The organism is Agarilytica rhodophyticola, from assembly GCF_002157225.2.
GTDB lineage: Bacteria > Pseudomonadota > Gammaproteobacteria > Pseudomonadales > Cellvibrionaceae > Agarilytica > Agarilytica rhodophyticola.
The window spans coordinates 2,423,952-2,437,461 of record NZ_CP020038.1 but is presented as its reverse complement, the minus strand read 5'-3'; the positions used below and the strand labels follow the sequence as shown (position 1 = coordinate 2,437,461).

Here is a 13,510-nt window from a genome sequence, read left to right as displayed (position 1 = left end):
GTTGATTAATATCATCCTATTAGCAACAAACAACTTTAGCTTACCTTAGGCACTTTTAAATTAATCCATATTCGAGCGCTTTCATGGTAGCTGCTGTGCGCCCTGAAACTTTGAGCTTGCGATATATATTATCTAAATGAGTGCCAACCGTCTTGGGGGCAATAGCAAGACTCTTCGCTACTTCCTTATTTGACATACCTTGGGTGACAAGCTGTAAAACGTCGTGCTCTCTAGCGGTCAAATTGATTGCCAGCGCTGGAGCATTTGCTTTGCTAGCGGATTGATCATCTAGGATACTATACAGAGCTTCGACTACCCGTTGATCGACAGTTCCCGCTGAAGCCAAGGACTTAATCTCATCGCGTATTTGCACTGGCTGCATTTGGGTCATGAGATCAGAAGACAACTCAGCATATATAACACACACCTGTAGAATCCGAGCTTCCAAACTAATACTAGGCGCGGTGAGATTGCGGTATTGTCCAGATCCATCAAGACGCTCAAATGCCATTGAAGCAAGGCGCGCCTGTTGCGATAACGAAGGCGCACGGCTTAGGATGCGTTCTGTCCAATATGATCCTAAACGAAAGCTTTCATCACCTATTCGAGAAGACAGAGCACTATTAGAAACAGCCACAAAGCCTAAACGATGCAACATTGCACCGTGACCAACCAAATCAATTGACTCTGATTTAAGTCCAAGACGCTGAGCCACACGCCGACAAAGATCAGCAGCAATTCTTGAAACAGATATTGTTTGCGGCTGCTTTAATGCAGCGTAATCCGAAAATAGACCTATGATAACGTCAATACTTGCCCCTTGCTCAGCTGTTTGCGACTCCGGTAAAACCGCACCATCAAGGGCTATTTTGAGTATGTCACAATCCGTAATATCATCGACCCAACAAGCGGCATTGGCGACAATACTGTCTGCTAACGCAGGTAGATAAATTTTTCCACTGCGACTGGAAATTAAAGTCAAAGCCCTTTCAAGTCCATATTGACGATGAAAAATCTCAAGATCACTCGCCGCTGCGACAACTTGAGCACGAAAGTCAATCTGCTCACCACTTAATCCTTGCGGATATCCTGAGCCATCCCAATTTTCAAATAAGTCATCAATTGCTTTTTGCAAGGAAGTAACGCTACTTTGTGTGCTATCGTGTTCGACTCTAAAGCCTGCTCGACGCGCAATTTCAGCCATCGCCTGGCAATGCTTATTCGCAAGAGACGGCATATAATCAGACAAACCTGCAGCAGGTGGTGCATGAGCTACGAAGGGGTTACGATTTGCCAGTAACTCGGCGCGCCCACGAATATCATCTCCGAGTAAATCGGAAAAATCACGGGCATTAGCAGTGCATCCCGCCCATCTAAGCAGAGCCAAGCGACAGACATCGGCCTGTGAGCATTTATTCAAGGCCATTACCCCAGCCAGTTTCATTGCCAAAACAGCTACCCGTGGCGAATGTTCCACAGGTTGGCCCATGCTCAGGTCTCCGGCAAATGCTATAGCACCGATAAATTCTTCACTTACAGACAAATTGCTCATAACTCACACTATATCCACTGGTTAGATGGTGTGACTATAAGGCATTTGCCTGATATCAAGCATTTACACTTACGTACTACCATATTTTTCACTCGAAAACGATTCTATTGCTGACATCTATCTACATAAGTGGAGAATATTTAATGAACAATATAACAAAGCGCCTTGCTAGGACAGTACTCACAATTACATTATTTTTTTGTTTTATAGCAGAAATTTCTGCCGAGGGTTTGCGCGTACGCGGTGAGCTGATCACGTTAAAAGGCAATATGGCAACCATTAAAACTTCGGCTGGACAAAACATTGATGTAGCGTTAACGCATCCTTATCAAATATTACTCTATAAAGATATTGCCCTCGAAGATATACCTAAGGGGGCTTATCTTTCCATTCCATCTGTGCCCACCGGCAACAATAAAAGGCGTGCACTAGGTGTCAATGTTTTCCCTGAAGCTATGCGAGGCTTTAACGAAGGCATTGGTGACTGGGATCTGACCGCAGATAGTAAGATGACAAATGCGACACTTGCAAAGTTGGTCTCTTCTAACAGCCAGCGAGAAATTATTATTCGCTTCGGAGACGACAGTCAAACTATCCAAGTTCCACCTAATACTCAAATTACTACCTTTGGGCCAGTTGATAATCGCAAATTGAAAATTGGACAAAAAATTGTGGTATTTGCAAAAGTTGCTGGCGGCAATTTATCAGGAAAGTTTGTTGGTATCCATGAGAATGGAAACCTGCCACCAATTTAATCGTGCAATTGGGCAGTCATAACTTATGAATAATAATATCCCCTCTTGTAATAGGCCTAATAATGAAGAAAGTAATAAAAACCGCTGCGGTTTGCCAACACATTCTGGATATTTAAGACTACTTCATACCCTTAACGCCTTAACTGTTATCGGTCTTGTCTCAAGTGGCTGGGCTATTTATAACGCCGCCCCCATTTATGCTATAACATTTCCAATGTCTTTATCTTTAGGCAACTATTTAACAGAGGCTTTACGCTGGCACTTTGCATTGATGTGGATTTTTTTCATAACAAGCTTCAGTTTTATTGTGTTAAGACTGTCAAAATCTTGGGGTGGGCCAAGCCTCACCCCAATCTCTATAAGAAGTATCATATGCGATCTTAAACTAGCACTGCAGTTTAAAATAACACACCAAAGCGGTCACTATAATCATGTCCAGCGACTGTTATATGTTTGCACCTTTATACTATTGGCCTGCCTCCTGATTACAGGGCTAACATTGTGGAAACCCGTGCAGTTGCACTTCTTAACTCATATTATGGGTGGATTTCCCACGGTTAGAATCATACATTTTTGGGCCATGATAGGCATATGTATCTTTACAGTAATACATTTAATAATGATTGTAGTGGTGCCCCGTACACTACTTACTATGATATTTGGAGGAAAAGTGATGAGAATTAATAACAACTCCAGCCCAACTAAACGGGACTCTAAATGAAATGAGTAAATAATAAAAATGAAACATCATGACATTGATATTTCCAAACGCAACCTTATAGGCAGTTTAGCCAAACTCTCTTTACTAGGTGGAGGCATTGCTGCTCTAGCTTTGGCACCCGACTTTAGGCAGCAAGTGCTAGACGCTGCTTCACGTTGGAACGACGTGGCACAAGGCCATTTATATTCAGCATCTAATCTGGCCCCAACATTTAGTACAAACCAAATTTCCCGTTCATTTCGATACAACGGTTTTTACCCTGAAGCCTACGCTCCGGAAATAGATCCGTCCACGTGGCAACTTAAATTAGGTGGTAGGATTACACACAAAAAGCCGTTAACACTTAATGAGTTAAGGAATATGCAACAAGAGGCACAAATTACTCGTTTAATTTGTATTGAAGGATGGAGTGCCATTGGCCAATGGTCAGGGGTACCATTAAGTTATCTACTGCCTAAGATTGGCGCTGATTTAGATAATACTTACTTAAGACTTGATTGTGCAGATGGTTATCACACAAGTATTGATATGGCTTCTGCCATGCACAGCCAAACCATATTGGCATTGGATTTTTTAGGACAACCTCTGCCGCGCTCCTATGGTGCTCCTGCGAGGCTAAGAATTCCTGTTAAGTTAGGTTTTAAAAACGCAAAGTTTGTAACAGGCATAAGTGTCCATCGTAATTCTCAAGGAGGCTATTGGGAAGATCAAGGCTACAATGACTTTAGTGGTTTATGAGTAACAGTGGCTTATAAATGGCAGTAGTTTATAATCCGAATTGCTAATATTATGCTTACACTAAAAGGTATCTATGTTAGCGATTAATATTAGTGATTAATAAATAATAGCGTTACCTCACATAAACTAAATCTTAAGGCTGATCAATAAGGTAATATCATGTTTAAAATTTCAAAAATCATCATACTGGCTGCTATTACAGTTTTTGCTCACTCATCGTGGTCAGCAAAGGGACATGAGGCCATTTACCCAGGAGGAGTAAAACCAAGCATTCCTTACACTCCAGGAATAAAATTAGCAAACGGGATGCTTTTCATATCAGGACAAATTGCTTATCAAAATGGCGCCCTGCCCGCTTATGCTCACGACGGCAAAAATGACATGGAAGACCAATCTAAAATTGTTATGGAGAACCTGAAACGTGTGCTAGACACTGCAGGCTATACCTTCGATGACGCCGTGTATGCAACGGTATATATGAGCGATATCAAAAACTACACTATTTTTAATAAAGTATATGCAACTTACTGGGGCAAAGGAAAAACACCACCTGCAAGAGTCGCAGTGGAAGTGGGAGCACTACCAGGGGGCAAACCAGGGGCACCGATTTTAGTAGAAGTTTCTATTATCGCCTCTAAATAAAGATAACCCCCTTTCCTGGATATCATAATATAGTCTTTGTTTAATACTAAGTATCATCGATAATTAAGCAAAGACATATATTTACTCTTAGCCTTTTGACAAATATCTTAACAATGTATTGTTCGTATTTCATACATCACTAACCTTCCTTTTATTAACAACATTAATACTTCTTCATAAAATTAAGCATTCAGCTTTGATTCAGTAACGAAAACCTATTATGTCAATCAAGCGGCGAGAAGGAAAATCGTGCCCTCGCTTATGATTTAGATACAGACAATAGGAAAACACTTATGAAAAAGACACTAGCCTCCCTTACTTTACTTGCAACAATCGGTTCAGGTTATGTTCAGGCAGAACAGCCATCATTTAACTATGTTGAAGGAGGTTATACCAGTATTGATGACTTTGACGGATTTCTTGTTAGAGGAAGCTACGAATTCATTGATAATATTTACTTAAGTGGCTCCTATTCAGCGCTCAATGATGAGTTATCGGATCTTGGAATAGAAACTGATACTGACCTTGATATTGCAACAATTGGTTTAGGTGTGATTATACCAGTAAGTGATACCGCTTCTTTTTATTTAGAAGCTGAGTATATAGATCTTGAAACCTCCTCAAGCAGCAATACAGGACGACCTGACTTTGATGAATCCGAAGATGGCTATGAGTTGTCTATGGGTGTGAGAGCAATGCTTACTAGTTCGACCGAAATCTACAGTGAGTTATCACATAGAGATATATTTTCTGCATCCACAGAAATAACCTTTGGTGGACGTCAATATCTCACTGACAATTTAGGCTTGTTCGCAGAATATCAACGTGATGACTTTGAGACTGACACTTATAACTTAGGGGTCACTTATAAGTTTTAAATTCACCTAAATACATTTTCGTTACGTCACTTTAAACACAAGGATGTGTGTGTTTTATTTTACTTATAAGAAAAATGTAACAGAGACTAACAAAACACGTTACATTTTAGATACATTGTAAGCCTTAAAAAAAACATTCAGATTCGGTTAATAAAAACAGTTATAGATTATTAGCGCCACTAAGCGTTGAGCTTAGCGACGCTAATAATATTAACTCGAGGACTGTTTGTGAAAAAATTATTGCTTACTGTATTTCTTTTAAATCCCATATTTATATTATACTCAGAGGCTGAACAGCCCTCGTTTACTTATATGGAAGGTGGTTATAGTGGACTGGATAGAACAGGTTTAGAACCTGGGCATGGATTTATTTTAAGAGGAAGCTATGAACTATCAAGCTACCTTTATATTGACGCCCACTATGAGAAAATATACGACCCATTCCAACTTAATGGTTCAACGACTAATTTTGATCTGACACAAGAGGAACGTTCTTTCGGATTAGGAGTAAAATTTCCGATTGGTGAAAACACCGTTTTTTACTTAGAAACGGATTATGAGCACTATAGAGATGTGTTTTATATTTCTTCTAATATCGCATCTAGACTTAATATTTCTGAAGGAGAGAGATCATATGACGAGCGAGGTCTTAGTGCAACTGCAGGGATAAGAACCATGCTAACAGACAATACCGAGTTTTATACCTCTTATTCATTCAACGACCTAGGTATTGACAGAGGTATAAGTTCAAACTTTGACGAAATTACTTTTGGCGGTCGTTATTATTTAACCGATACGATAGGAGTGTTCACTGAGTATGAATACATCAAGCCAAAGTACAATGGTCTTGGAATAGACAATTACAAGCTAGGTGTTAGTTTTAGATTTTGATTTTTAAAACAGAGCAATGTATTAAGATATGGCAGCACTAACAATTATTGCTGTATATTCAGTTGCTTCAATCTTTTTTCGAGGTAGCAGCGTTCTACCTCGTTAGCACTTAGTTTTATAGCTTTTTCGTAACACCCCTTGGCTTCATCAAACTTTTTTAGCCGTCTACAAAAATCGGCTTTTGTTGCATAAAAAGGCTGATAGTTATCAAGTTTTTTATCATGATTTAGGGCCATTAGTTTATGTAAGGCAAGATCTGCCCCATGAACATAGGAAAGCGCCACCAAACTATTTAACTTTACTACTGCACATGGCTTAAGATGATAGAGGCGTTGGTACAATAATAAAATTTCCTGCCAATGGGTTTGTTTAAAACTTGGAGCTTTAGCATGAATGCCGCTAATTGCTGCTTGAATCTGATAGATACCCAGCTGTCCCTGCTTAAGCGCATTTTTTAACAAAGTATCTGCAAATGTAATTTTTTCTTGATCCCAAAGCTTTCGATCTTGCTCTTCCAATCCGAGATATTCATTGTTTTGACTCACACGTGCATTCTTGCGTGCATCATGAAATAACATTAAAGCAAGTAGACCACTCACCTCAGGCTCATCGATTAATACACTCAGTATCTTACATAAGTAGATAGCCTCGTCTGTCAATTGACTCTCTAGTAGTTTATCGCCAGATGAACAGTAATACCCTTCATTAAAAATTAAATAAATAACATTCAAAACCGTATGTAAACGTGCTTGTAAGTCTTTTTTATCTGGTACTTTAAAAGGTATCTTGGCGCTTTTAATTTTTCTCTTGGCTCTAACAATACGTTGGGCCAGTGTTGTATCGGGTAACAAAAATGCTCGAGCGATTTGAGGCGTTGTCAATCCACCAACCGTTCTTAATGTTAAGGCTACCTGAGCTTGCTCAGACAATGCTGGGTGACAACAAGTAAAGATAAGCTTAAGTCGCTCATCCGGGAATTGCTCAACATTGAGATCACTCGCGAGCGACTCAATATTTTGATCATTTGTTTCATCTTCACCTAAGTTTGATACCTTTTCATGGTAATTCTGGTTTTTACGTATCGTATCGATAGCTTTATTTTTTGCAACTTGCAACAGCCAGCCGGCCCTATTAGTCGGGATACTATTTGCGGACCAATGGGATAGAGCTGTAACAAATGCCTCCTGTAAAGCATCTTCTGCCAGCTCGAAGTCTTTAAATTGCGATATCAAAATGGCATAGAGGCGAGCCCAGTGCTCGCGGCTCGCCTCTGCAATAGCAGTTTCAACACAGCTAGCCATAAATTTGCACTGGCCTTATTTCAATGGATCCATGCTTGGCAGTTGGTATTTTTGCCGCCCATAACATAGCCTCATCCAGATCTTTGCAATCTAAAAGATAATACCCCCCCAGTGTTTCCTTGGTTTCTGCGAACGGCCCATCAGTGGTTTGAATACCATCCTCTCGAACTCTAACAGTGGTCGCTGTACTCACATTCTGCAGCGCATCGCCGGCGACAAAAACCCCCTTATCCTTAACTTCTTGGGTAAAATCCCTATAGGCTTGGATGTATTCACCAAACTCAGGCGTTTCTGGTATCGGCTCTTGTGACTCTGCAGAGTAAATCAGTAACATATATTGCATATCTATTCTCCTATTATCAGGGCCTGCTAACAGGCCTTAAGTCTTTGAATGAAAGCTCTCTACTCGCCTTCTATCATGATGACGAATAAGGAAAACTGAAATCGACACATCTTCGCAATAAATTTTAAATTTAAGTATTTAGTTTATACCGACAAAGCCAAAGCACCCCTAGGCTCTATAACCGTACTAAAGAATCAAGGCCATAAAACTCAGCTATTAGCGCTATAATATCTAATTTTTAGAACATTTCTTAACCACAAGTAAGATACACTATGCAACGTCTCTTCTACTACAGTATTACGCTGGTCTTTCTCGCCTATGCAGGTATTTGCGCTTGGCTATATAACAACCAAGAAGCTTTGCTATTTTTACCCAAAAAGCTCACAAATGACTATGTTTTTACCTTTAGAGAGGAATTCGTAGAAATTGTGCTCGATACACCCGATGGCGAACGGCTTCACGGGCTTCACTTTAAGGCAGAAACCCCCAAAGGCATTATTTTATACTTCCATGGCAATGCAGGAGCTTTGGATACGATTGGCTTTGAGGCAGCGGGCTTTGTGGAAAGAGGGTATGATGTTGTTATCCCTGATTATCGCTCTTACGGTAAAAGTAGTGGTAGCTTAAGTGAAAAAGCGCTCTATGAAGACGCTAAATTGTTTTATCGTTACGTTGAGGACTACTGGCCCGCTAATGGTACTGACGATATTATAATATACGGCCGTTCAATCGGCACTGGCGTTGCCGCATACCTTGCGTCCCAAGTGCAACAGCACGAGCTTATTCTGGTTACACCTTATTATAGTATGAGTAGACTCGCGCAACAGAAATATCCTCTCGTGCCTGTATCCATGCTATTGAGGTACCCTCTTGCGACCGATCAATTTGCCCTTAATCTTGCCAAGCCCATTTACATATTTCACGGGACAAAGGACAGGGTGATTCCCTATCAAGATGCATTAGATCTTAAAAGATTAATTGGTGATAGAGCAAAGCTTATTACGGTTGAAGGCAGCAACCACAATAGCATTGTTGATGATAGCTATTTTTGGTTGGAGATGGAGAAAGTTTTAAATAACTAGAATCAGCTGAAACTTAAGACTTTATTGATGGATAATAATCTGACGGGAAGCATCACCAAGCCACCCGTCAAATTATCAGGCATGGGTTTATTTAATACTTGCGATCCACTCGTCAACACGACGTTCTAATATATTAAGAGGCACGGCACCGCCACCTAATATAACATCGTGAAACTTGCGAATATCAAACTTTTCGCCCAAAGCTTTTTTCGCTTTTTCTCTTAATTCCAGAATTTTAATCATACCAATTTTATATGAAGTTGCCTGACCGGGAATCACCAGATAACGTTGAACTTCAGAAACAACCGCGCCTTCTGCTATCGGCGCTTTATCTTTGAAGTACTCGATGGCTTGCGCTTCGGTCCAACCTTTGGCATGCAAGCCGGTATCTACTACAAGGCGTACAGCCCGCCAAATTTCTGTAATCAGGCGGCCAAAATCATTGTAGTCATTTTTATAGGCTCCCATTTCTTTTGCTAATAGCTCAGAATATAGCGCCCAACCTTCAGAATACGCAGTAAACCGGGCTTGCTTACGAAATTCAGGAACAGATTGTAGCTCTTGGGCAATAGATATTTGCATATGATGACCAGGGTTGCCTTCGTGATAGGCGATAGCTTCCATTTCATTTTTGGGCATCGACCGCATATCGGATAAGTGGGCATAGTAAATACCAGGTCTGGAACCGTCAGGAGTACCGGGAAAATAATGTTGAGCTGCACCATCTTGCTCGCGGAAAGCTTCGACCCTTTTTACAACAAGATCAGCTTTAGGAAGTATTCCGAAATACTCAGGCAACTTCTCATTAATATAACCTAAGAAAACTTCTGTATCTTTAATATAACCTAGGCGGCCATCATCAGTGTTAGGGTAGTAGAACTGGTCATCTTTTTTTATAAAACCAAAAAAATCTTTTAAGGAACCTTTGAAGCCGGTTTTCGTTTTTATGGCTTCCATTTCAGCAGTCAACCTATCCACTTCTTTAATACCAATTTGATGAATTTCTTCAGCGGTTAAATCTGTCGTGGTAGACGCCTTTAAGCGATTGTTATAGAAATCTAACCCACCTTTACGCTTGCTAACCCCTGTAGCAATTTCATCTGTATTGGCAATATCAGATTTATACCATTCAACTACAGCCTGGTAGGAAGGTAAAAAGTCATTTAGCAACGCTTGTTTAACATCTTCTTTTAGTTGTTTTGCTTGAGCTTCGTCTATTTTTTTGTCATTTAACAAGCTATCTATTTTAGAGTTTGCGTCTGCCCATAGAGGAGAATCTTTATCTCCATTAGCAAAAGGTTTACCTGTGATGACATTACCAGCTTGTTGCATGACCCCTTCATAAGCAAAACGTGGAGCTCGCACACCATTTTTCGCATAGCGTTTAGCTCTTACCAGTAACTGATTCATGCCATTAGCAACGGCACTGATTCTTTTGATATACGCTTGCATATCACTGATTTCAGTCACTTTATGAAAGTTAATCAAGAATTGAGGTAGAAAGGCTTGCAGGCCATTCATCTGATGGAGAACATAAGGCTGACCAATAAATTGCGCCGCTTCTTTCTGACGTTGGTATTGATAAAGCCACAAATCATATGAAGTCTTAGCTTCAGGATCTAACTTGTTGTAGTCAAATTTAGACTTGAGTTCATCAACTGTTTGCTTTTTCCACTCTAGTTGTTTTAACTCCGCGGCTTCCGTTAGATCGTCGATCTCATCATATAAATCCTTCTTCCCTAAGAAGGTTAACTGGATGGGACTAAACTGCAGCTGTTCTTGATATTTAACATCAAACCAAGCATTGAGTCGTGCACTTTCAGACTCTGCAATCGCTTTCGGCTCTTGGCTTTTCTCCATTGTGACAGATGTTCCGATATCTGTTTTCGCTTGCTCAGCTTGATCACACGCCACTATGCCAAGTGCAAAGGCTAAGACAATACATTGTTTATACATGGGTACTCCTAATTCTTGATATATCTGAGGCCAGCTGCCACCGCAGGAATCTCGCCAGCAGGAGTGATTACTGCCGTGGTAACGGGCATTAGGTAAGGTATATACACCCTACCCTTATCAAAGTCTATCTTGTAATTCTTTGTTAATTATGATTTTGGCGACAAAGCACTATTACTTGACGAATATTTAGATCAGACCTTCATTCATTATATCGATAGAATATACCGCTTCAACGATCAGGTCATATTTTAATCAAAAAAACAGATCAAAAAACAAACACTCTCACCTGGTACGATATAATCCATTTTATGTGTATCCAAACACTTCAACCTCTTCTATCAGAAGTGGTGTTGAAAATTAAAATAAATATACAGCATCAGTATTTTTAATTTTTAGATAGATAGCACTAAGCTTTTTTAATAGCGCTTTATAGAAACTGATCTTGATAAAAAAGAGAGTTTCATCACATCAAAAAAAAATTCTTCAAAAAATATTTAATCAAGAAAGGAATGAGATGCCTATTTTTTTAAAGCTGTATCGATGTGACAAAAGTGTGATTTTTACGTGACTTAATCGAGACTAAATACAACTACTCTTTACGCTCTGTTAACACTAACTTTAGCAGCCAAAAGTAATGACTCCTATCTTTAATGGCTTTATAGCTTTAAAAATTTAAGACACTCATCAAACACAATATAGAGGCTACACTTATGTTGAAGAATATTTTAGCGTTAATTTTTATCTCGATATTTTCAAGTACATCTTTCGCTGATTATTACTACAGCGATTATAATAATAGAGAATATGAAGTAACTGTTTTTAATATTACTAAAGGGCAAACATTTACACCGGTTCTATCTGCTACCCATTCTCCTGCAATCCAATTCTTTGAGCTTGGTAGCGCCGCAAGTGAACCACTTGCGATATTAGCAGAAGCAGGAAATGTCGCTCCACTAAAAGAAGTTTTAGATAATAGCGACTTAGTTAATAGCACAACGAATACAGAAGGATTACTCACACCAGGAAATTCCGTTACTTTTAATATTACTGGGAACCCTCGTTCACGTATTAGCTTAGCTGCGATGTTAATTCCAACAAATGATACGTTTTTTGCAATAAATACGGCGAAGTTACCACGTCGTGGAACAAGAACATATTTTGCCAAGGCTTATGATGCAGGCAGCGAGAATAATGACGAGATTTGCTCGAGTATCCCCGGACCTGCTTGCGGTGGTGAAGGCGTTTCAGAAGCCGATGGCGAAGGTTATGTTCATATAAGCGCTGGCATTCACGGTGAAGCAGAATTACTTCGCTCGGCCTACGACTGGAGAGATGCTGTGGCTAAAGTTGTTGTAAGAAGAGTAAGATAACTTTATTCACGATATTCTGTCATAGCCTATGGTACTTTCAATTGAGACTGTCAACTAACACTTTCAATTGCTACTTTCAATATAAGTACAAGTACCATAGGCTCTTGAAAAATATTTTTAATTCTTTTTATGTGCTAATTCACTTAGCGATAGTTTTTTGTCGACAACTAAATTACCATTAACATCTTTTATACCTAAGCTAAGTGTGATTGGTGATGCTGACCAATCAATCTTAATTAGGCCAAAATTAGCCTTCGCGTAAGTTGCGGATATTCTATTTTTATTTGGGCTTACTGCGTGCCATTCCTCAGTTAAGCCACTGGCTGTCATATCATATAAAGGATAATCTAAACCTTCTTGGTAGCGGCTTAATTCCGCCCAGTGAGTATCGCCACTAATGACAAACAATCCTTCTACACGATGTCGCTTAATAATAGTAAACAAGCGTTCTAAGTCTTTGGGATAGTTTGCCCAAGCTTCCCACCCAGTGAAGTCAGCTAAAAGCTGCAAACTACTACCAAGAATCCGAACCTTTGCCGGCTTTTGTAATTCTTTTTCTAACCAATGCCATTGTTCTTCTCCAAGGAAAGTGGCACTTTCATCATTACTCGGGCTATATGGCCCCATATCCTTTAATTTCCGAGAAGCATAAGTGAGAGCATTAACAGTATTAATAGGTGACCGGTTCCAGCGTAGATCAAGAAGGATAATCTGAACCCGGTGTTGCTCATCGCCAAAGTAATAGGATGTGTAAATGCCGCCCTCTTGAGTATATCGAGGAGAGTCCTTTGGTTCGCGCCAAAAATCCAACATAATTTTTCGCGATTCATGTTTAATAGGATTCTCTTCTCCAGCATCATTTTGTCCGTAGTCGTGATCATCCCAGGTGGCGATCACTTCAGTTTTCTCTCTCAATGTCTTAAAACCTTTAATGGAGGAAAACTTACGATACTTTTCTTCGATAACTTGTGGTTTTTTGGTATCGGCATAAATATTATCACCTAAAAAAACAAACACGTCTGGTTTTTCTCTTAAGATCGCATTCCAAATAGGTTGAGGTCTATCTTCCTTAGCGCATGAGCCAAATGCAATAGTATCAATATTTTTCTTATTCACATTTATTTCATGTTGAGTATTTTCAGCGCTGGAGAATGGAGCGCCCGAAAAGATAATAAGGCTAGAAATAAAAAAAATTAAATAGCGAACAAGACTCATTTTTTCTCGCATAACATTTCAACTACCGTATTTTTATAAAGCTTCACTAAAACTAAAAAAGGAGCC

13 protein-coding genes are annotated in these 13,510 nt (G+C 39.6%); 8 read left to right on the top strand and 5 right to left on the bottom strand.

What is annotated here, in order from left to right:
* Positions 1–55 precede the first annotated feature (55 nt).
* Positions 56–1,552, bottom strand: coding sequence for an HD domain-containing phosphohydrolase (locus tag BVC89_RS10325; protein ID WP_086931119.1), 1,497 nt, complete (start codon positions 1,550–1,552; stop codon positions 56–58).
* Positions 1,553–1,695: 143 nt separating this feature from the next.
* On the opposite strand from BVC89_RS10325, the gene BVC89_RS10320 reads away from it, so the two are divergent.
* From BVC89_RS10320 to BVC89_RS10295, 6 genes are all read left to right on the top strand, one after another.
* Positions 1,696–2,307, top strand: coding sequence for a hypothetical protein (locus BVC89_RS10320; RefSeq protein WP_086931118.1), 612 nt, complete (start codon positions 1,696–1,698; stop codon positions 2,305–2,307).
* Between the two features lie 25 nt (positions 2,308–2,332).
* The gene (locus BVC89_RS30710; protein WP_086931117.1) at positions 2,333–3,028 is read left to right on the top strand and encodes a cytochrome b/b6 domain-containing protein; all 696 of its coding nucleotides are present in this window, start codon (positions 2,333–2,335) and stop codon (positions 3,026–3,028) included.
* An 18-nt stretch (positions 3,029–3,046) separates the two neighbouring features.
* Positions 3,047–3,766 carry a molybdopterin-dependent oxidoreductase gene (locus BVC89_RS10310; RefSeq protein ID WP_086931116.1) on the top strand — a complete coding sequence of 240 codons (720 nt, stop codon included), beginning with the start codon at positions 3,047–3,049 and terminating at the stop codon, positions 3,764–3,766.
* Between the two features lie 159 nt (positions 3,767–3,925).
* A complete protein-coding gene (locus BVC89_RS10305) occupies positions 3,926–4,408 on the top strand; it encodes a RidA family protein (protein WP_086931115.1) in 483 nt (160 codons plus the stop codon).
* Between the two features lie 293 nt (positions 4,409–4,701).
* Entirely contained in the window at positions 4,702–5,286 is a 585-nt protein-coding gene (locus tag BVC89_RS10300) for an outer membrane beta-barrel protein (protein WP_086931114.1), read from the top strand.
* 228 nt (positions 5,287–5,514) lie between these two features.
* Complete coding sequence (locus tag BVC89_RS10295) at positions 5,515–6,177, top strand: outer membrane beta-barrel protein (protein ID WP_086931113.1); 663 nt, start codon at positions 5,515–5,517, stop codon at positions 6,175–6,177.
* A gap of 44 nt (positions 6,178–6,221) precedes the next feature.
* Here BVC89_RS10295 and BVC89_RS10290 read toward each other — a convergent pair whose 3' ends face one another.
* Positions 6,222–7,478: an RNA polymerase sigma factor gene (locus BVC89_RS10290; protein ID WP_086931112.1), complete on the bottom strand. Its 1,257-nt coding sequence runs from the start codon at positions 7,476–7,478 to the stop codon at positions 6,222–6,224.
* A complete protein-coding gene (locus BVC89_RS10285) occupies positions 7,471–7,821 on the bottom strand; it encodes a YciI family protein (RefSeq protein ID WP_086931111.1) in 351 nt (116 codons plus the stop codon). The genes BVC89_RS10290 and BVC89_RS10285 overlap by 8 nt, the downstream gene beginning before the upstream one ends.
* Positions 7,822–8,093: 272 nt before the next feature.
* On the opposite strand from BVC89_RS10285, the gene BVC89_RS10280 reads away from it, so the two are divergent.
* Positions 8,094–8,903: an alpha/beta hydrolase gene (locus BVC89_RS10280; RefSeq protein ID WP_086931110.1), complete on the top strand. Its 810-nt coding sequence runs from the start codon at positions 8,094–8,096 to the stop codon at positions 8,901–8,903.
* 87 nt (positions 8,904–8,990) lie between these two features.
* Here the strand turns inward: BVC89_RS10280 and BVC89_RS10275 are convergent, their stop codons facing one another.
* Complete coding sequence (locus BVC89_RS10275) at positions 8,991–10,859, bottom strand: DUF885 domain-containing protein (protein WP_086931109.1); 1,869 nt, start codon at positions 10,857–10,859, stop codon at positions 8,991–8,993.
* Positions 10,860–11,569: 710 nt separating this feature from the next.
* Here BVC89_RS10275 and BVC89_RS10270 point away from each other — a divergent pair.
* Entirely contained in the window at positions 11,570–12,229 is a 660-nt protein-coding gene (locus tag BVC89_RS10270; RefSeq protein WP_086931108.1) for a spondin domain-containing protein, read from the top strand.
* 117 nt (positions 12,230–12,346) lie between these two features.
* On the opposite strand, the gene BVC89_RS10265 is transcribed toward BVC89_RS10270, so the two are convergent.
* Positions 12,347–13,456: an alkaline phosphatase D family protein gene (locus BVC89_RS10265; protein WP_086931107.1), complete on the bottom strand. Its 1,110-nt coding sequence runs from the start codon at positions 13,454–13,456 to the stop codon at positions 12,347–12,349.
* Positions 13,457–13,510: the final 54 nt, after the last annotated feature.